This window comes from Dellaglioa sp. CoH-55-MRSF-6, from assembly GCF_056782215.1.
Genome location: NZ_JBXAYJ010000002.1, coordinates 344,150 through 362,829 on the forward strand (window position 1 = coordinate 344,150; position 18,680 = coordinate 362,829).

The window sequence follows — 18,680 nt, forward strand, 5'->3', positions numbered from 1 at the left end:
ACTGTCATCTAATCAACAGTGGAGATATCATTAAAATTCAATTTTTGATTAAATAGTAATACATGAATTGACCAGGAGCAATTAGGATTAACCCTGCAAATTGCATGACATAAATTAATAAGCGCGTTAAATTTTCAGTTGATACTTTACGTGTATTCATTTCTTGTCTAGAGTGTGGTTCCTCTACCTCGTCAATTTTAACTTTTTGCACTAATTTTTTATTTAATCCATTTAACTCGAGATTATATGGATAAAAAGTTAAAAAATTCAAAATTAAATAATAATTAATTAATAACCGCCAATTAGATGGACCTATCAAATTTCCAATTGCTAAAAGAATAATTAAAGACGCTAATCCCTTTAACAAGGAAATTGAATAATATTTAAATCGTTTCACAATAACCCTCCAGGAATTTCGCTTAATTTTAGAATATCATAGTTACTTAAAAACATTGATGCTCAGTAAGAATCTTTACTATTTATTAACCATTAATTTAAAAAATCTGTTTTACCATGCTAAACTACTTTTTATAAAGTTAGTCATCTGGATGGCACCACTACACATACGAAATTCTCTCTAAGATCAGCTAACATGTCACAACATTTATTCATTTAAAAAAAATAAGCCTTTCCCAAATATTAAGTTCCTCAAAAATTAGGTTACTTATACCTAACTTTTGTGAATTCTTTAATTTAAGATATAGACTTTTAATGCAACATTAATTATCTAATAATAACAGCTTATTGACTCTTATTCTTGAACGATTCACAGCAATCATTGTTACAACATAAAGTGTTACAAAATAACTCGTTTCTATTGTTGTTCCAATAAAAGCGCAAACGAGAGCTAAAAAGAACATTCCATTGCCAAGGACTTGCCATTTTCGTTTCTCAATTGCGTAGTCTGCTAATATTTTAGTCTCTTCAGGACCTAGTGAGTCCACAGTTCTAACATTAGCTTGACGCACTTTAGTTAATTGTAGAGACAACTTAACATTATAAATAATCAAAATTGCCATAACTAAATATAAACCTATTTCCACCAGTACCCCTTCTCTCTTTTAATCTAATATGACTATTTTTTAATTCATTTTTACTTTATACTGAGTTAGTCCTATAAATAATAAAAGAGTTGCTAAATTACGCAACCCTCTTTATTATTTAACAACTAAGACATCACAAGGTGCTAAACGAGTAACGTAATTTGTAACTGCACCCATTAACATTCTTTCCACTGCCTTCAAGCCAGATTGACCCATGATAATTAAATCTGAATGATGATCTTCAATAAAATCTTTGGCAATTACTGTTTTAGGACTACCAAAACGAATATGAATATCAACATCTGTAAACCCATTTTTTACAATATCTTCTTTTAATTCATTCATATATGCTTCTGTATCTTCAAAAGTCTGATAGACGATTGAACCGCCCCCATCCATCATTCCTGAAAAACTTACAGAAAATTGACGCGTATCAATTACGTTTAAAATATCTAAATGTGCATGGTTTGCTTTAGCACTTTCTACTGCACGCTTTAATGCTTTTTCAGCTGAATCTGATCCATCAACTGGGACTAAAATATTTTTATATTCTTGTTCCATATTTGCCACCCCATATCTTTTATTTGTAGTTACAGTATATCATTAAAATTGTATTAGATGTTAGCGTTTTACCTACAAAATTTGAAATAAAGAAGGTTTTCAGTATGTTATTAAAAAGGATTTCTATTTTTAGTGCCCCCTACGTGGTTCGAGAGTTAACCGAAAAAGATCTAACTCAAATGTTAGAATTAGAAAAAAGTCAATCTACTTACCTAAAACTCCAAGGTAAACAAGATTTAGCCATTGAAGAAATAAAATCTGATTTAACTTCGATCCCGTTGTCAGTTAAAAGTGATCAAAAATGGACACTGGGCTTCTTCAAAGCAGATAAATTAGTAGCTATGATTGATTTTTTAACAGATTATCCTGAAGTTCAATCCGTTTGGATTGGTCTATTATTAGTTTCGAAAAACGAAGAACAACAAGGTATCGCGACACATTTATTAAAAGCCCTGCTTAAATCTTTTAAATCTGAACAGTTTACCAATGTACAAACGCTGAAATACGAACAAGAAGAAGTAAATCAAAAATTATTGGAAAAATTTAATTTCACTGATAAACAATCGCTAATCTTAAAAAGCCCTGATGGAGTCGACATCCCTGCAATACTTTCAAAATTAGATTTATAAAGCAAAATTATTATCTAATTCTCTTAATAACATTTTTATCTTTTTTCATTTCCTATGATTTTAGTCATCTAGGTGTTATGATTAATATAGTAAGAAACTGGAGGAAGAAAACATATGAGCAAAAATTTATTAGCAGATCTTGAGAAAAACTTCATCACAAGCGATGAAACTTCTAAAACATTTAAGGTTCCAAGCAAAAAGGAAGATCTAACAATAAAGATTGACAATGATATTTTTGAAAAAGTTTCTAAAGATGACGAAAAATTAGAACGTTTAATCAAAAATTTACTTAAATTCAGTTCAAAGAGTAAGGCTAAAGAATTAATTTCAATTAATAAACGTAACTACCGTATCTTCATGTAACCTACAAAACTAGCCTAGTTGAGACTAACTCTTGAGGCTAGTTTTTTTAATCCTTGTCAATCTAGCATTTTTATCTTAAACTATTACTCAAGGAGTGATTTATATGTTCTTAACAACCGGAGATGTTAACCGTTCTTATGCTATTAAAGGCATCGTTAATGCGACAGCCAAGATTGTACTAGAAGCCGATGAAATTGATCGTGTAGATGATTTTGATACCTTATATGATCGTGTCCAAGCAGAACTAGCAGAACGCGCAATTAATAAAGGTGGCGACGGGATTATTAACGTTCATTTCGAACCACAAACTGTTCGTGTAACGATTGCCCCAAGATTCTTAGTTTTACATGGCTACGGTACTGTTATTGAGTTTTCAAAGTAATTTATTTTGCGCTTGTGGCGGAACTGGCAGACGCGCAGCGTTCAGATCGCTGTTTGGGTTTCCAAGTGCAGGTTCGATTCCTGTCAGGCGCATTGTTATCATTGATATACCATCGTTTAACCAACTTTTATGTGGTTTTTGTGTGGTTAACATCTAATTTACCGTATATATTGATCCAATTCGTATTTATTTACGAGTTGGATTTTTTAATTAATAAAATGAATATGTTTCATATACTATTTAAAAAGGAGAAAAAATACTATGACTTATTTACAATCTTTCGTTGCGACTTTACCAGCCATTTTTGCTGCCTCCGCCGCAATATTTAGTGCTATTTCTTTCTCACAACAGCAATAAAATAAGTAAGCGTCAAGAACAATATGAAAGGCAAAAAAATATTATTCAAATATCATCGCGTATTACGGCATCTGCTAGTTCTTACTCTACTGAAACAGGGATACCTCAGGTAACCATTACAAACTATTCAAATTATGTTATTCATGATGTTATCATCATTCCTACTATGAATGAAAGTTCTGTCGTGTTACCTGATTTTAAGCAGTTTTTTAAAAACCACAATGATTTTGGTACCCCTAGGATTCTCGCCTTAGCAAGTGAACCAATAACGATGAGCTATCCGTTACCTGATATGGGCATGTCTAGGCACTGTGTATATTGTATCGTCTATACAGACCCGTTCGGTAATTATATATATACAGACAGGAAAGACCTACCTCATACAGACCCTGATATTTATACCAAGCTAATAAAATATGGTAGATCAATACCTGATTTAATACACTCTGTTTAACAAAAAAGCAAACTCCTTAATTATTAAAGAGTTTGCTTTTTAAATTATCTAATCAAATAAAAAATTGTAGAAATGTTCTTCTACAATTTTTTCTCACGTTAATTTATTTTTTTAATCTTTTATATATAAATAAATAGCCTAGTTCATAGATGATAAAAGCACTCACAATATAAATCTCATTCAAGCCAGTACTTTTTCTATAAGGTATGGCTACAACCATTACTATTAATATTATTACGTACGTAACAAGAATAAAATAATCTAAATGATGTCGTTCTAACCATTGGCGTGAAGGAAAGAAAACTGTTATTAATATCGCGATAATTGCCCAAAAAATAGGTTGTATTTGCATTAGTTCATCTCCTTACAGGTAAATAAAAACAATCGTATGTGCTGTCCAATAAGCAACTGTATCATTAAAATGTAAATGTTTAACTAATGCTTTTCTCATTCCAGTTTCTATCTTTCCTTCAAAAATATATTAAATAACGTTGATACACATTCATATCTACGCTTTATTTATGTAGTTGTTTAATGTCTAAGTTTTAAGACTAACTTATCGTAGTAATTATACTACATACTCAGTATAGACACTAAACTATTCAGTTTGTTGTCTACCTACTTTAGATAAAAAACAAGGGGATCAGAAATATATCTGAATACCTTGTTTTTTATCATACATTTATTCTTTATCTTTTAATTTTTTTTCTAAATTCAAAACTTTAACAATTGTTATGTTTAGTAATTCTTCCCTAATTTTAGTTATTTCATACGATAATTCAAGCAATTTATTTTTAATATTTAAAAAATATACAAATTGTACGATAAAGATTAAAAATAATACAAATAAAATAATAAATAAATTAGGCTCGCTCATTATTTATCTCCTCTAAATTCTTTTAATCTATCTTTTTCTTTCTCAATCTTTTTATTACCATTATTTATTGACTTTTTTATCCTTACTATAGAAAGAGTAAGATATAAATTCATCATAAACACAAATAATAACACCGTTAGCATTGCTGGAATTGCCATCTATATTATCTCCTATATTCTTTATTCTTGTGGCAATGTATCAACCAAAAGTCCAAAAGCAGCAACTGCTGGAGCTGCTACTAATAATTCTGGTATAGAAGCAACAAACGCTACAGCCATGATAACCGCTGACCAATAACAATCCATGCTCCGACAATTTCCAATCCACTAACTATATCATAAACATAATTATACGAAACTTCGGGATATATGGGACTAACCACTGGTTGCTTATAATAAATTTCAATCGTATCTGATATTTTATTACTTTCATCACCCTCTGTATATGATTCATTATACGTTATCTTCATACCAATTTGCCAAGGTTCTTCTGCCCTTGTTGCAACTCCCATTATTAACATCCCGTTTTGGAGATTACCCGCAATACGATTAACTATTCCCATGGTATCTAAATAATTAATAACACCATATTTAATCTTCATTATATCAGCTATATCATTTTGAAAAGAACTCTCCATTTACCATTGTGAATGGTAAATGGAGAAGATGAATTTCCTGTCTCTACACTCCAACTATCTTTAACTGTAAGCCATGCATCTATCCCTGGAAGAACCGTAGGACCATATGTTTTTCCCATTTCAAATGTTATATCTTTAAAAGAATTTAACATTTGCACTGATTTAATAAATCGATGTGTCACCTTATTTACAGATATATCCTCCGATACATCAAAATTCTTACAGCCTAAATCCTTACCTGATGAAGAGACTTGATCAATATCAACTCCACCATGCGTATATTCAGTAAATTGATCAAAGTCCCAACCCTCAGGCATTGGGAACCCTAAGTTTCCACTCCATCCCGTTGACATATTTGAAACATAGAAATTATTTATTTTGTTTCTTTTAGCGTGTAAACATATGTTTCTCGTTCCATAAATACCATCGCTAGGTAGAATACCAAAATAAGCTGTATAATTTTTATTTAAATTTCGTTGCATTGAACGAATATTTTAATCGCCACCCTCGAGTATCTCTTTTTGATTTGTTTTCATCCTCTATTTATTAATTTTCTTTATAATCAACTCTTTGAAATTAGCAGAACTGATATTAACATATAGGTAACATAAGGTTCTTTTTTTCAAATTAAAATCAATCTTTATGATAAACATTTGTAAATATTGAAATAATTATTAGTAGTATTCCAAATATAATCGTTATAAGTATAGCTTGCAAAAAATCAGAACTAATTCCTAGTGACGAGAACAAAATAGAGTTATTTCCTATCCTGATATTTTTAATACTTTCATAGCGTGCAATAGCTGCGATTTGATAACCAGGCCACAATTTTAAAGTATGCTGCATAAAAGCTGGAAGATCCCCATAAACAATATAAGTTCCTGAAAGAAAACCGGACATAGTACCAACAATTGCTGACAATGATGAAAAACTAGACGTAGTATTTAAAAAATCTGTCACCAATGAAAACAGTAAACTTGAAAATACAATTAGTAAAACATTAAATAGAAATACTACAAAAAATGTTACATTATAAGCATTATAATGATAAGTTAGAGATAGATACGCATAACATATTAATGAGAAAATAAATGTCGACACAATACCTTCCATGACTGACGTCAAAGTATACAATTGATTAATTGTACTACTTTTTATTTGACTGTTAACAATAAAATCATCTAATCTCTTATTCTTTTTATCTTCCAGTTTTTGACCAAATGCGATTAGTGTACTAGTCATTGAGACAATAGAAATCAACCCAGAAATCATCCATGTATCAATAAACTGTTCACTATGATTAATTCCAGCCAAAGAATCGACTAAATTAGAGCGAAGAAAAAATATATAAATTACAAGACTTATAACCATACCTAAAAATGAAAAAAAGATACCAACTTTATCTTTTATGAAAATTAGAATGTTTCTTTGAATAAACTGTTTATTCATCCTTAAATTCCTTCCTCCATATTTTTAAATAAGTCAGTATAGGTTGCCTTTCTTATTTCAAAGTTTTCATTTATCAAATGATTATCTTCAATAAATCTCACTGCTTCTGCAGACGTATTAAAATACCTATCATCTTCAGTTTTATTCAAAATTAATTTAACTTTTGAAATTTTATTCATAAATGTAACCATTTCTCCAAAATATTTAACAGTTCCATTTGATACGAAAATAATTTTATTGGCATTTTCTAATTCGCTTAATAGATGAGTAGTAAATAACACACCACAATTATTCTCTTTTAAATACTCATCAAGATCATTCCAAATTAATTGACGTATATCAACATCAATTCCAGCTGACATTTCATCTAATAGTAAGCAATTCGGCTCTACAGCAATCGCTCTTAAATAATTAACAATACGTTTCTGCCCACCAGATAAGCTAGAATACTTTAAGGACTCATTGATGTTCAAGTTTTTCATTTTTTCCTGAATACTTTTTATTTTTTCTTTATTTTTAATTCTGAAACGTAAGTTTTGAATAACGGTCAAATCATCATCAAGAACATTGTTTTGAAAAACAGTCGCTAATTTAACATTAGTTTTAATTATTTTCCCCGTTGATGGCATTAATAACTCCATCATAATATTCAGAATGGTTGTTTTTCCTGATCCATTTAAACCAACGAGAGCAATTTTATCTCCTTGATTGAGATAAAAAGAAACGTCTTTTAGAATACTTCCTCTTGATACATTATCTACTACTAACTTCATTTGACCACCTCATAAAAGTGACTATTTTTCATTCTATCCACGAACAAATTGAATATAATCTGATACATAGTAAACTAAAAACAAACTTTGAACCAGAATTATTATAACACCATGTTAATCGCTTACATAATATTTTGAAGTTTTAATTCAAATATTGTGACGAAGACTGAAAATACGCTTCTACTGATACCATACTGTTTACTAACTTACGTCTTCAATTTAGTTCCCATTAACTATGTTTAAACGGTTTAAATTTTGTATTAAAGTGGAAATTTAATCATAAAAATACCCCTAACGTTTTTCAACATTAGGGGTATAGGTTACATTATTTTTTACAAATGATTACATATTAACGATACTTTAAAGATGATAAATCTTTTAAAAAAAGCCATCCTAAATGTATATTAGTATCATACAAGTATATAAAATTAATTATTTACTTGATCAATTCGTATATTCCTTCAGCATATATGGCAGCAGCTTTCAGCACGTCATCTAAAGGAATAAATTCATTGGCCTGATGCATTGTATCAGGTACACCTGGGAACATTGCACCAAAAGCAACACCACGTTTTAGGAGACGACCATACGTCCCACCACCAACGACTAAACCTTCAGCTTTTTCGCCAGTTTGTTTCGTATAAACACCTAATAATGTTTTAACCAAAGGATCTTCTGGTGAAACGTAATGAGGTCCTTGTAACCTACCTGCTTCAATTACAACATTCATTTCATTTGTTACATTTTCAAGACCACGTTTAATATCTACTTCCGTCATACCTTTAGGGAAGCGGAAATTCAAGGCAATTTGTCCACCTTTATCAGCTTTAAATGTGAAAATTCCAGAATTCATCGTTAAATCGCCCATGATATCATCAGTGAAGGCAATACTAAAGTTGTTCATACGTGAATCTCTGTGTAAGTAATCAGCAGCCAAACGAAGATAGTTAGCAGCATCCCCACCAAAATTAAATTGGTTCAAGAATAATGCCAAGAAAGTTCCGGCATTTTCTCCATTTTTAGGTTCTTGTGCATGGGCTGCTTTTCCTACCATCGAGATAGTCACAATATCATTATTGCGTTCCATTTTACCTGTAACAATATTAGCAGCAATAAAATCGTTAAATACTTCTTCCATCTCAGCGCCGTCTTCTGTTTTAATAACAGCTTTAGCATCGCGAGGAACCATATTTTCACGGAGGCCAGCATCAAATTCAAGCAATTGATCCTTATCTCCATTTGATCCTTTAAAGTTTAAGAAGTAAGTAATATTTCCCTTTTCACCATTAATGATTGGGAAAAATGCATCTGGTGAAAATCCAAAATCAGGTTCAGGCATATTTTCAAGGTAATGAGTCATTCCTCTCCAACCACTTTCTTCATCCGTTCCAATAATAAATCGAACTTTTTTAGAAACTGGTAATCCTAATTCTTGAATGATTTTTAAACCATAATATGCAGCCATTCCTGGTCCTTTATCATCTGAGGCACCGCGAGCATAAATTCGACCATCTTTCACGACTGGTGTGAATGGATCAGTATCCCAACCGTTACCAGCAGGCATAACGTCAACGTGAGCTAAAATACCTAACGTTTCATCCCCCTCACCAAATTCGATATGTCCGGCTAAACCATCAAGGTTTAATGTTTCAAAACCATCACGCGTTCCAATTTCTAAGAATTTATCTAACCCAGCTTTAGGTCCTGGACCTAAAGGTGCTTCAGTTGTTGCAATTGATTCATCACGAACACTTTCAATTTTTAACATTGCAAATAAATCTTCTAATAAGGCGTCTTGACGCTTTTCAACTTCTGCTTTCCAATCTATACTCATTTGAATTCCTCCTAAAATATTAGTAAGCCCATTTTATCACAAAATTTTAATAATCGGTATTTAAAAGCGTATTCAGTTAGATATATTGATAGACCTTACTACTCAATAAAGGAACATCAAAAACAAATAAAATAATAAAAAATTGCTGGCTAGTTACGCCAACAATTTTCTATTTGATTGATTCAATTTCTTCATCTGTTAAAGCACGATAGCGGCCTAACGATAGCGTTGGTTCTAACTCTAAAGTAGCCATTTTTTTACGTTCAAGTCTGATAACTTTCATACCGATAGCTCCAAACATTCGTTTGATTTGATGATACTTACCTTCAGTAATCGTAATTAAAACTTCTGAGATATTTGAATCACTATTATAAGATTCAACAATTAATTTTGCAGGTTTAGTTTGCATCCCATCTTTTAATAGCAATCCGGTTTCAAATTTAATCACATCGTCAGTAGTCACTTGCCCATCAACTTTAGCAAAGTACACTTTATCGATATGATGTTTTGGTGACAACATCTGATGACCTAATTGTCCATCATTTGTAATAAGCAATAGTCCAGTTGTATCCTTATCCAACCGTCCAACTGGAAATAAATCATCCCGATAATCGACGCTATTGAACAAATCCATCACTGTCTTTTGTTTCCTATCTTTAGTTGCCGTTAACACACCTGCTGGTTTATTTAAAAGATAATAATAATATTTTTGATAGTGAATTACATCACCATCTACCTGAATAACCGATTTTGATGGACTAACCTGAAGTTTAATGCTAGTGATTAACTCGCCATCAACAATCACTTTCTTCTGTTTAATAATTTTTCGAACATCACTTCTTGTACCAAATTGCGTTTCCGTCAAAAATTTATCAATTCTCATTTTAAATTAAACCTCACTTAATTCTCAATCTACGGCGTAATCCAGCAACCCGTTCGCCCAATATTTTGTCGGCTAATCTTGTTTTTAAACTGAAGTAAATATATATGTAGCCACCTAATCCAGCGGCAGCAATAATTGTGATAATTGCACTAATTCGGCTGTCTATTGGTAAAAATAGATAAGCAATTTTTACTACTATAAATGCGGTAAAAAATGTTATTAGTGCATAAAGCATCATTTTATTTAATCTTGTTTGTATTAATTTTACATTTAAATGGAACATTTTGTGTAATGAGCGAATCATTAGCCATGAACTTACGCCCATCCCGATCCCTGTAGCTGCTAATGGCCCAAAGGCACCTAACCAAGCTACTAATGGATATTGAACAATTAATTTAACTACCACTCCAACGACAAAATATATAATTGCTTTTTTATTTTGATAAACACCTTGTAAAATAGCAGAAACAACTGTGAATAATCCTAAGAAGATTGATTCATACGCTGAAAATTGTAAAACATAGATTCCAACTGGATCATACCCATAGAAAACAACATATAGTGGGTGAGCAACAGCTGCCATCCCTAAGGCACAAGGTAACATTACGAAAAAGAACAATTGTAAGGTGTCAGAAGTTTGTTCACTCAAAGCCTTTTTATCATTTCTTGTATATGCCTCAGATAATAACGGAATAGCTGTAATAGACATGGCAGACGCAATAGAAATAATAATCATAACTAATTTATTAGCATTAAAACTAAATAATGCCCACAGTTCATTTTGAATCGTTCGTGAGTAGTTTGTAACATGGCTCATAATACCAAAGAAGGTATACTGATCAATCAATCCAAAAATCGTAATGGCAGCGCCAATAATAATAAAAGGAATAGATTCCCTGATAACTTCTTTAATAATTTGTTTGGTAGAAATTGTTAACTTATTATCACTATTGGCAACTAATCGATCCAATTCTGGTTTTCGACGATAAAAATACCATACTAAAACTAGCATTCCGCCTAAGGCCCCAATAAAAGCCGCAAAAGTTGACTGCGTTACACCTGTAATATAACTACCATGACTAATTTTCATGATGATAAAAGTTGCGGCAAGCATATAAATAACTCGAGCAATTTGTTCAAAGAACTGTGAAATTGCTGACGGAGCCATTTCCTGATAGCCTTGAAAAAAGCCTCGTATTAAACTCATCATAGGAATAATCAATAATGCCCAAGATAAGGATCTAAAGACTGGAATCACATTCTTATCACCACTTGTAATGTATGGTGCGATAATCCATAATATTACTGCACAGACTACACCCATAATCGCCATTAAAGCCATCCCATATTTAAATAGGCGTCTTCCAATACCATATTCATTTTGTGCATTGTAATGCGCAACCTGCTTAGCTACGGCTGAAGGAACACCAGCAACAGCAATCATTAAGAAGAAACTGTAAACGTTATAACCCATACTATAAAGTGCATTAGCTTGTAATCTATCTGGTCCCAACCACATATTCCATGGAATAATATAAATTGCCCCTAAAACTCTTGAAAAAATACTACCAGCAGTCATCCAAGCTGATCCTTGCAACATCTTTTGTTTAGCGTCATTTTGTTCAGAAGCTGCTTGGCCCTCTACTTCGATATCTTCATCCATTACTTTTGTACCCTACTTTCTGATCATACTTAATCTTACCATTTTATAGCTTTTAAAATTCAGTTGCAATTTATTTTTTGAATTTTAACCAAAAATAAATAGGAACCACAAAATATCGATAATTTTGTAGTCCCCGTTTACTTAAATTAAAGCTTTAATTTGCGACAATATTAACTAACTTACCAGGGACAGCAATTACTTTTCGAATTGTTTTACCTTCAAGTTCTTCTTTAATTTTGTCATCATTTAAAGCCATTTTTTCTAATTCATCTTTAGTTGCATCTTTTGAAACCACGCTATGTTGACGCACTTTACCATTTACTTGTAAGACAATTTCAACTGTATTTTCAACAAGTTTACTTTCATCAAATATTGGCCATGCAGCATAACTAATTGATTCCTTATTTCCTAACAACGACCAAACTTCTTCAGCCATGTGTGGCGCTATTGGTGCAATCAATTGAATAAATCCTTCAACTTGTTCTTTAGCTAACGATTTAACTTTAAAAGCTTCATTAACAAAAATCATCAATTGTGAAATAGCTGTATTAAAATGAAGTGCTTCGTAATCTTCAGTTACTTTTTTTACTGTTTGATTATAAATCTTATCAAGTTCACCATCATTTTTATCAACAATAGCTGCGCTAATTTGATTATCTTCATCCATAATTAAACGCCAAATACGTTCAATAAATTTATGCGAACCATTTAACCCATCTTCGCTCCAAGCAATTGAGGCATCTAATGGACCCATAAACATTTCATAAAGGCGCAAAGTATCCGCACCAAAACGTTCAACGATATCATCTGGATTAACCACGTTACCTTTAGACTTAGACATTTTTTCATGATTATCGCCCAAAATCATCCCTTGATTAACTAACTTTTGGAACGGCTCTTTAGTAGGTACAACGCCAATATCGTACAAGAATTTATGCCAGAACCTTGCGTATAGCAAATGTAACACAGCATGTTCTGCACCCCCAACATAAACGTCAACAGGTAACCATTCTTCTAACTTTTTATGGTCAGCAATTTCATTAGGGTTATGTGGATCAATAAAACGAACAAAGTACCATGAACTACCAGCCCATTGTGGCATCGTATTCGTTTCACGTTTACCTTTACGCCCATTTTCGTCGACAACATTAATCCAGTCAGTTAAGTTGGCTAATGGACTCTCACCTGTTCCAGAGGGTTTAATATCCGTTGCTTCAGGTAATTCAAGTGGTAACTGATCTACAGGGACTGTTGTTGTTTCGCCATCTTCCCAGTGAATAATAGGAATTGGTTCACCCCAATATCGTTGTCTTGAAAATAACCAATCACGTAATTTATAATTTGTTTTCTTTTCACCAATGTTATTATCTTCCATCCAAGCAATAGCTTTTTCGATAGCATCAGCTTTCACTAAGCCATTTAAAAAACCAGAATTAATATATTTACCAGGTTCAGTATTTGCTTCATCAGTTATTTCAGGTCCTTCTATAACGGGTAAAATATCCAATCCATATTTAGTTGCAAATTCGAAATCTCTTTCATCATGTGCAGGTACTGCCATAACAGCACCAGTTCCATACGATGCTAGAACATAATCAGCAATCCAAATTGGTAATTTTTTACCATTTACAGGATTTATTGCGTAAGAACCAGTAAATACCCCAGTTTTATCTTTAGCTAAATCAGTTCTCTCTAAATCTGACTTAACTTCTATTTCTTTTTGATAAGCCTTAACAGCATCCTTTTGAGAATCAATAGTAATTTTATCAATTATATCTAATTCTGGTGCGACAATAATATAAGAAACACCATAAATAGTTTCAGGACGTGTCGTAAAGACATCAATTTTTATATCATCATGTTGATCGACTTTAAAGTTAACGCTAGCACCAGTTGATTTTCCAATCCAATTTCTTTGTTGCTCTTTGATGCTATCTGGCCAATCTAAATCGTCTAAATCTGAAAGTAAGCGATCAGCATAAGCAGTAATTTTTAAGACCCATTGGCGCATTGGTTTTCTGACAATTGGGTACCCGCCACGTTCTGTTTTACCATCAATAACTTCTTCATTAGCAACAACAGTTCCTAAATCAGGACTCCAGTTAACGGCAACTTCATCTTCATACGCTAAACCTTTTTCATATAATTTTTCAAAAATCCATTGTGTCCATTTATAATAATCAGGATCAGTCGTATTTAACTCACGACTCCAATCATATGAAAGTCCCAAGGATTTAATTTGACGCCTAAAATTATCAGTATTCGTTTTAGTAAATGCTTTAGGGCTATGTCCAGTATCAAGTGCATACTGTTCAGCTGGAAGACCAAAGGCATCCCATCCCATTGGATGTAAGACATTAAATCCTTGCATTCTCTTCATTCGAGCCAAAATATCTGTAGCCGTGAAACCTTCTGGATGTCCAACATGAAGTCCTTGCCCGGATGGATACGGAAACATATCTAATGCATAATAATTTTTCTTTTCAGGATCTTCAGTCGTTTTAAATGTCTGATTTGCATCCCAAAATGCTTGCCATTTTTGTTCGATTTCTTTATGGTTATATGCCATGTGTATTACTTCCTTTCTGATTATATATACAAAAAAGTCCTATAGAAGATAAACTTCTATAGGACGAATTTTCCGCGGTACCACCTATTATTCCAGTATAAAATACTGACTCTTTTTCATAACGTGAAATAACGTTCGCACCTACTACCGTTCAGTGAGAAAACTCAAGGATGAGTTCAAATAACCAACTATGTATATTTCCACTCCCATATACTCGCTGAAATAGTTAGTTACTTTACTAGTTCCTCTTAATCGTTTTATATTATTTTTAGTGTAGCAAACGAACCCTGTTATTGCAAATAATCTTTAGTCTTTTTATCGAATAAATTAATAATAATTGCAAGAATTACAATAAAAATACCTGCTATATATATCCCATGAAGACCTTGATACAAAACTTCACGTAATTTTGGTATTAAATGTTGCGGTAGTTGGTTAGCCGTTTGCGGATTAATTAAAATATCCATCATGCTGTCCTTTGTTCCAGGTGTTTTTACTATTTCCTTATGCATTTGTGTATTAAATATGATCCCAAAGACTGAAATCATTAATGTTTGTCCTAATGTACGACTTAAAGTATTAAATGATGTAGCCACACCTACGTCAGCCTGTGGTACTAAACTCTGTGCAGTAACTGTCGTAGTTGTAATGGTAATCCCAAATCCAATCCCTAGTACAGCCGAAATGATAAAGAAAAGATAAAAAGGTGTATTTATAGGCAAAGTACCTAGTGCAATGGCACCCACTAAAATAAAAAATAGACTAATCGATAAAACTTTTTTTGGTGTCCAAGCTGCCATCATACTTCCAGCAAAAAAGGAACCAGCTATCCATAAGATGGAACTGGGTGTTACTGCAAATCCTGCCATTGATGCTTTTAATCCTAATATTCCTTGAGTCCATGTTGGTATATAAACTTCAAATCCAATTAAAAATCCAGATATTAATGCTGCTACTACATTTTGAATCACAAATGTTCTATTATTAAAAAGTTTCAATGAAATAATTGGATCTTCAACTCTTTTTTCCCATTGAATAAATAATAAAAGCGACATAATAAATATAAAGAAAGAAATTAAAACAATCAGGTCTATACCATCATCGCCCCAACGTTGAAAACTATATAAAATAGATAAAATACTAAGCATTAATAATATACTGCCTAAAAAATCTATTTTTGAACTCATAATTCTTCGCTTTTCTTTGAAAAAAATTTGTATCATTGCTATCGTCACTAACCCAATAGGTAAATTAATGAAAAATACCCAGTGCCAATTAAGATGATCAACAATGAAACCACCTAACAATGGTGCAACTATTGACGCTATACCCCAAGCAGATCCGTTTAATCCCATTATTTTAGCACGTTTGTCCACAGAATAAATATCAGCAATTATAGTAAATGACACTGGCATTATAGCACCCGCCCCGATACCTTGAATAGCCCGCGAAATAATTAATGTGGCCATACTATTAGAAAATCCACAGAGAGTTGAACCAACCAAAAATATGACAAGACCAAAAATAAATACTGGTTTACGTCCTAAAACATCTGCGAGCTTACCGTATATTGGTGTCATCATGGCATTAGTTAATAAATATATTGAAAAAACCCAATTCATTAATGAAACACCATGAAGTTCACCAACAATAGTTGGCATAGCTGTTGAAACAATTGTTCCTTCAACGGCTGTTAAAAATGTTGCTACAAATATAGCAATTGTAACTAATTTTACATTTGTTTTTGAATTCATAAAGTACCTCCTAAATAAAAAATGACTCTATTAAAATGATATTTAATAAAGTCATTTTTTATTTTAATTTAATTCGTTAAGTAAACTTTTAATCTTATCTGTTTTTTCCCAAGGTAAGTCAATATCTGTACGACCAAAATGACCATATGCTGCTGTCTGTTTATATATTGGGCGACGTAAGTCTAACATTTCAATAATTCCTGCAGGCCGTAAATCAAAAATTTTACGAACAGCTTGAACTAAATCCAATTCGTCATATTTAGATGTACCAAATGTATTAATATTAATTGATACAGGTTGAGCAACCCCAATTGCATACGCAAGTTGAACCTCAACCTGTGATGCAATTTTAGCTGCAACTATATTTTTTGCAATATAGCGAGCAGCATAACTAGCTGAACGATCAACTTTTGTTGCATCTTTACCGGAGAAAGCACCTCCACCATGATGTGCATATCCACCATATGTATCAACAATTATTTTTCTTCCAGTAAGTCCAGCATCACCCTTTGGACCACCGATAACAAATCGTCCGGTTGGATTAATATAATACTTTGTATCTGAATCCAACAAATCAGGGTCAATAATAACTTTAATTACTTTTTCAATCATATCATCTTGAATTTGTTTCAATTCCGTTTTTTCATCATGTTGTGTAGAAATAACAACAGTGTCAATTCTAAATGGTTGACCTTTATCATTATATTCAACAGTTACCTGTGCCTTAGCATCAGGTCTTAAGTATTCTAATTCCTTATTTTTTCGTAAACTTGCAACACGTTGCATTAATTTGTGACTAATTGAAATCGGTAATGGCATGAGTTCCGGTGTTTCGTCTACCGCATATCCGAACATTAATCCTTGATCACCTGCACCAATCTGATCTAAAGGATCTAAATCACCGTTTTTAGTTTCTAAAGATGTATCAACACCTAATGCAATATCAGGAGATTGTTCATCTATAGCAACCATAACAGCACAATTATCACCATCAAAACCAACTTGTGAATTAATATATCCAATTTCCTTAATAGTTCGTCTTACTACCTGCTGAATATCAACGTAGGCATTTGTTGATATTTCACCAACTACAAGAACTAAACCAGTTGTTACAGTTGTTTCGCAAGCAACCCTAGCATTAGGATCCTTTTCTAAAAGTGCATCTAATATTGCATCACTTATTTGATCTGCAACCTTATCCGGATGACCCTCTGATACCGATTCTGACGTGAATAGATGTTTTTCAGTCATTTTTATCTCCTTAAAGTAAATAAAATTAAAAAAAGAACCTCAACTATAAAAGTTTAGGTTCCAATAATACCTGTGACGGTCCTAACCGGATTTGAACCGGTGATCTTCCGCGTGACAGGCGGACGTAATAACCCCTATACCATAGGACCAATTGCGGGAGCAGGATTTGAACCTACGACCTTCGGGTTATGAGCCCGACGAGCTACCAGACTGCTCCATCCCGCGATAATATTAAACTGACCCGTACGGGATTTGAACCCATGTTACCGCCGTGAAAGGGCGGTGTCTTAACCACTTGACCAACGGGTCATAACACGAAAAACGGAGAAGGAGGGATTCGAACCCTCGCGCCATTTTCACGACCTACACCCTTAGCAGGGGCGCCTCTTCAGCCACTTGAGTACTTCTCCATAAATTATTGATGGGCCTAAATGGACTCGAACCATCGACCTCACGCTTATCAGGCGTGCGCTCTAAACCAGCTGAGCTATAGGCCCAAAATCATAAAAGCGGGTGACGAGAATCGAACTCGCGACAACAGCTTGGAAGGCTGTGGTTTTACCACTAAACTACACCCGCAAAATATTATAAATAAATGGCGCAGGACAGAATCGAACTGCCGACACATGGAGCTTCAATCCATTGCTCTACCAACTGAGCTACTGAGCCATTAAACGGTCCTAACCGGATTTGAACCGGTGATCTTCCGCGTGACAGGCGGACGTAATAACCCCTATACCATAGGACCTTCGATGGAGGTTACAGGGCTTGAACCTGTGACCCTCTGCTTGTAAGGCAGACGCTCTCCCAACTGAGCTAAACCTCCAACATACACTATTTACTTTATATGACCCGTACGGGATTTGAACCCATGTTACCGCCGTGAAAGGGCGGTGTCTTAACCACTTGACCAACGGGTCAATTTGCAACGGAGAATAAGGGATTCGAACCCTTGAAACAGGAAACCCGTTTACATGATTTCCAATCATGCTCCTTAGACCAACTCAGACAATTCTCCACATTACAAAATAAAAACTCCGGCAGTAGGACTCGAACCTGCGACATCTTGATTAACAGTCAAGCGCTCTACCAACTGAGCTATGCCGGAATAAAATAATAAAAAAAGCATGGCAACGTCCTACCCTCGCAGGGGGCGACCCCCAACTACTCTTGGCGCTAAGAAGCTTAACTTCTGTGTTCG

At 33.3% G+C, this 18,680-nt stretch carries 19 protein-coding genes, 13 tRNA genes, 1 rRNA gene and 1 other annotated feature; of the genes, 4 read left to right on the forward strand and 29 right to left on the reverse strand.

The genetic code is table 11. The features are described from left to right. Positions 1-37: 37 nt before the first annotated feature. From AC1RPK_RS03520 to AC1RPK_RS03530, 3 genes are all read right to left on the reverse strand, one after another. The gene (locus AC1RPK_RS03520; protein WP_481761167.1) at positions 38-397 is read right to left on the reverse strand and encodes a hypothetical protein; all 360 of its coding nucleotides are present in this window, start codon (positions 395-397) and stop codon (positions 38-40) included. A gap of 322 nt (positions 398-719) precedes the next feature. Beyond that, entirely contained in the window at positions 720-1,043 is a 324-nt protein-coding gene (locus AC1RPK_RS03525; protein WP_481761166.1) for a hypothetical protein, read from the reverse strand. A gap of 114 nt (positions 1,044-1,157) precedes the next feature. Beyond that, positions 1,158-1,604 carry a universal stress protein gene (locus tag AC1RPK_RS03530; protein ID WP_481761165.1) on the reverse strand — a complete coding sequence of 149 codons (447 nt, stop codon included), beginning with the start codon at positions 1,602-1,604 and terminating at the stop codon, positions 1,158-1,160. A gap of 104 nt (positions 1,605-1,708) precedes the next feature. On the opposite strand from AC1RPK_RS03530, the gene AC1RPK_RS03535 reads away from it, so the two are divergent. The 4 genes from AC1RPK_RS03535 (at position 1,709) to AC1RPK_RS03550 (ending at position 3,070) form a co-directional block, all read left to right on the forward strand. After that, a complete protein-coding gene (locus tag AC1RPK_RS03535; protein WP_481761164.1) occupies positions 1,709-2,233 on the forward strand; it encodes a GNAT family N-acetyltransferase in 525 nt (174 codons plus the stop codon). 114 nt (positions 2,234-2,347) lie between these two features. Continuing rightward, on the forward strand, positions 2,348-2,596 hold the full coding sequence (locus AC1RPK_RS03540; protein WP_057973335.1) for a hypothetical protein: 249 nt from the start codon (positions 2,348-2,350) through the stop codon (positions 2,594-2,596). Between the two features lie 103 nt (positions 2,597-2,699). Continuing rightward, the gene (locus AC1RPK_RS03545; protein WP_409022736.1) at positions 2,700-2,978 is read left to right on the forward strand and encodes a hypothetical protein; all 279 of its coding nucleotides are present in this window, start codon (positions 2,700-2,702) and stop codon (positions 2,976-2,978) included. A gap of 8 nt (positions 2,979-2,986) precedes the next feature. Beyond that, positions 2,987-3,070, forward strand: a tRNA-Leu gene (locus tag AC1RPK_RS03550). Positions 3,071-3,892: 822 nt separating this feature from the next. Here AC1RPK_RS03550 and AC1RPK_RS03555 read toward each other — a convergent pair. From AC1RPK_RS03555 to rrf, 26 genes are all read right to left on the reverse strand, one after another. Next, entirely contained in the window at positions 3,893-4,141 is a 249-nt protein-coding gene (locus tag AC1RPK_RS03555; protein ID WP_481761163.1) for a hypothetical protein, read from the reverse strand. Between the two features lie 330 nt (positions 4,142-4,471). After that, entirely contained in the window at positions 4,472-4,666 is a 195-nt protein-coding gene (locus tag AC1RPK_RS03560; RefSeq protein WP_481761162.1) for a hypothetical protein, read from the reverse strand. Next, complete coding sequence (locus AC1RPK_RS03565) at positions 4,666-4,824, reverse strand: hypothetical protein (protein WP_481761161.1); 159 nt, start codon at positions 4,822-4,824, stop codon at positions 4,666-4,668. The genes AC1RPK_RS03560 and AC1RPK_RS03565 overlap by 1 nt, the downstream gene beginning before the upstream one ends. Positions 4,825-4,934: 110 nt before the next feature. Beyond that, positions 4,935-5,303 (reverse strand): hypothetical protein, encoded by a 369-nt coding sequence (locus AC1RPK_RS03570; protein WP_481761160.1) that lies wholly within the window; start codon positions 5,301-5,303, stop codon positions 4,935-4,937. After that, a complete protein-coding gene (locus AC1RPK_RS03575; protein WP_481761159.1) occupies positions 5,276-5,785 on the reverse strand; it encodes a hypothetical protein in 510 nt (169 codons plus the stop codon). Before AC1RPK_RS03575 ends, AC1RPK_RS03570 begins: the two co-directional genes overlap by 28 nt. Positions 5,786-5,936: 151 nt before the next feature. After that, complete coding sequence (locus tag AC1RPK_RS03580; protein WP_481761158.1) at positions 5,937-6,617, reverse strand: hypothetical protein; 681 nt, start codon at positions 6,615-6,617, stop codon at positions 5,937-5,939. 137 nt (positions 6,618-6,754) lie between these two features. Then, positions 6,755-7,525 (reverse strand): ATP-binding cassette domain-containing protein, encoded by a 771-nt coding sequence (locus tag AC1RPK_RS03585; RefSeq protein WP_481761157.1) that lies wholly within the window; start codon positions 7,523-7,525, stop codon positions 6,755-6,757. A 436-nt stretch (positions 7,526-7,961) separates the two neighbouring features. Beyond that, on the reverse strand, positions 7,962-9,359 hold the full coding sequence (pepV, locus tag AC1RPK_RS03590) for a dipeptidase PepV (protein ID WP_481761156.1): 1,398 nt from the start codon (positions 9,357-9,359) through the stop codon (positions 7,962-7,964). A gap of 169 nt (positions 9,360-9,528) precedes the next feature. Beyond that, the gene (locus AC1RPK_RS03595; RefSeq protein ID WP_481761155.1) at positions 9,529-10,242 is read right to left on the reverse strand and encodes a pseudouridine synthase; all 714 of its coding nucleotides are present in this window, start codon (positions 10,240-10,242) and stop codon (positions 9,529-9,531) included. A 13-nt stretch (positions 10,243-10,255) separates the two neighbouring features. Then, a complete protein-coding gene (locus tag AC1RPK_RS03600) occupies positions 10,256-11,905 on the reverse strand; it encodes a putative polysaccharide biosynthesis protein (RefSeq protein ID WP_481761154.1) in 1,650 nt (549 codons plus the stop codon). A 154-nt stretch (positions 11,906-12,059) separates the two neighbouring features. Further along, positions 12,060-14,474, reverse strand: coding sequence for a leucine--tRNA ligase (leuS, locus tag AC1RPK_RS03605; protein WP_481761153.1), 2,415 nt, complete (start codon positions 14,472-14,474; stop codon positions 12,060-12,062). Positions 14,475-14,530: 56 nt separating this feature from the next. Continuing rightward, positions 14,531-14,736 (reverse strand) — a binding site (T-box leader). 28 nt (positions 14,737-14,764) lie between these two features. After that, entirely contained in the window at positions 14,765-16,228 is a 1,464-nt protein-coding gene (locus AC1RPK_RS03610; protein ID WP_481761152.1) for an MDR family MFS transporter, read from the reverse strand. A 63-nt stretch (positions 16,229-16,291) separates the two neighbouring features. Then, positions 16,292-17,479, reverse strand: a complete 1,188-nt coding sequence (gene metK / locus AC1RPK_RS03615; protein WP_481761151.1) for a methionine adenosyltransferase — start codon at positions 17,477-17,479, stop codon at positions 16,292-16,294. 76 nt (positions 17,480-17,555) lie between these two features. After that, positions 17,556-17,628, reverse strand: a tRNA-Asp gene (locus AC1RPK_RS03620). Positions 17,629-17,630: 2 nt separating this feature from the next. Continuing rightward, a tRNA-Met gene (locus tag AC1RPK_RS03625) sits at positions 17,631-17,704 on the reverse strand. A 12-nt stretch (positions 17,705-17,716) separates the two neighbouring features. Continuing rightward, positions 17,717-17,788: transfer RNA gene (locus AC1RPK_RS03630), tRNA-Glu, on the reverse strand. A 13-nt stretch (positions 17,789-17,801) separates the two neighbouring features. Beyond that, positions 17,802-17,889 (reverse strand) — tRNA-Ser (locus AC1RPK_RS03635). Between the two features lie 12 nt (positions 17,890-17,901). Beyond that, positions 17,902-17,976 (reverse strand) — tRNA-Ile (locus AC1RPK_RS03640). Positions 17,977-17,987: 11 nt separating this feature from the next. Continuing rightward, positions 17,988-18,058, reverse strand: a tRNA-Gly gene (locus AC1RPK_RS03645). A 17-nt stretch (positions 18,059-18,075) separates the two neighbouring features. After that, positions 18,076-18,148, reverse strand: a tRNA-Phe gene (locus tag AC1RPK_RS03650). A gap of 6 nt (positions 18,149-18,154) precedes the next feature. Next, positions 18,155-18,227: transfer RNA gene (locus AC1RPK_RS03655), tRNA-Asp, on the reverse strand. Between the two features lie 5 nt (positions 18,228-18,232). After that, a tRNA-Val gene (locus AC1RPK_RS03660) sits at positions 18,233-18,305 on the reverse strand. A gap of 22 nt (positions 18,306-18,327) precedes the next feature. Beyond that, a tRNA-Glu gene (locus AC1RPK_RS03665) sits at positions 18,328-18,399 on the reverse strand. Positions 18,400-18,408: 9 nt separating this feature from the next. Then, positions 18,409-18,497: transfer RNA gene (locus tag AC1RPK_RS03670), tRNA-Ser, on the reverse strand. 17 nt (positions 18,498-18,514) lie between these two features. After that, positions 18,515-18,587, reverse strand: a tRNA-Asn gene (locus AC1RPK_RS03675). A gap of 17 nt (positions 18,588-18,604) precedes the next feature. Further along, positions 18,605-18,680 (reverse strand): 5S ribosomal RNA (gene rrf / locus AC1RPK_RS03680); the annotation flags it as partial.

Coding starts and splice junctions, on each gene's coding strand:
- AC1RPK_RS03565 (WP_481761161.1), bottom strand. CDS start 4,824: ATGGCAATTCCAGCAATGCTAACGGTGTTATTATTTGTGTTTATGATG.
- AC1RPK_RS03535 (WP_481761164.1), top strand. CDS start 1,709: ATGTTATTAAAAAGGATTTCTATTTTTAGTGCCCCCTACGTGGTTCGA.
- AC1RPK_RS03595 (WP_481761155.1), bottom strand. CDS start 10,242: ATGAGAATTGATAAATTTTTGACGGAAACGCAATTTGGTACAAGAAGT.
- AC1RPK_RS03545 (WP_409022736.1), top strand. CDS start 2,700: ATGTTCTTAACAACCGGAGATGTTAACCGTTCTTATGCTATTAAAGGC.
- AC1RPK_RS03570 (WP_481761160.1), bottom strand. CDS start 5,303: ATGGAGAGTTCTTTTCAAAATGATATAGCTGATATAATGAAGATTAAA.
- AC1RPK_RS03560 (WP_481761162.1), bottom strand. CDS start 4,666: ATGAGCGAGCCTAATTTATTTATTATTTTATTTGTATTATTTTTAATC.
- AC1RPK_RS03600 (WP_481761154.1), bottom strand. CDS start 11,905: ATGGATGAAGATATCGAAGTAGAGGGCCAAGCAGCTTCTGAACAAAAT.
- AC1RPK_RS03530 (WP_481761165.1), bottom strand. CDS start 1,604: ATGGAACAAGAATATAAAAATATTTTAGTCCCAGTTGATGGATCAGAT.
- AC1RPK_RS03585 (WP_481761157.1), bottom strand. CDS start 7,525: ATGAAGTTAGTAGTAGATAATGTATCAAGAGGAAGTATTCTAAAAGAC.
- leuS (WP_481761153.1), bottom strand. CDS start 14,474: ATGGCATATAACCATAAAGAAATCGAACAAAAATGGCAAGCATTTTGG.
- AC1RPK_RS03555 (WP_481761163.1), bottom strand. CDS start 4,141: ATGCAAATACAACCTATTTTTTGGGCAATTATCGCGATATTAATAACA.
- AC1RPK_RS03540 (WP_057973335.1), top strand. CDS start 2,348: ATGAGCAAAAATTTATTAGCAGATCTTGAGAAAAACTTCATCACAAGC.
- AC1RPK_RS03610 (WP_481761152.1), bottom strand. CDS start 16,228: ATGAATTCAAAAACAAATGTAAAATTAGTTACAATTGCTATATTTGTA.
- metK (WP_481761151.1), bottom strand. CDS start 17,479: ATGACTGAAAAACATCTATTCACGTCAGAATCGGTATCAGAGGGTCAT.
- AC1RPK_RS03575 (WP_481761159.1), bottom strand. CDS start 5,785: ATGCAACGAAATTTAAATAAAAATTATACAGCTTATTTTGGTATTCTA.
- pepV (WP_481761156.1), bottom strand. CDS start 9,359: ATGAGTATAGATTGGAAAGCAGAAGTTGAAAAGCGTCAAGACGCCTTA.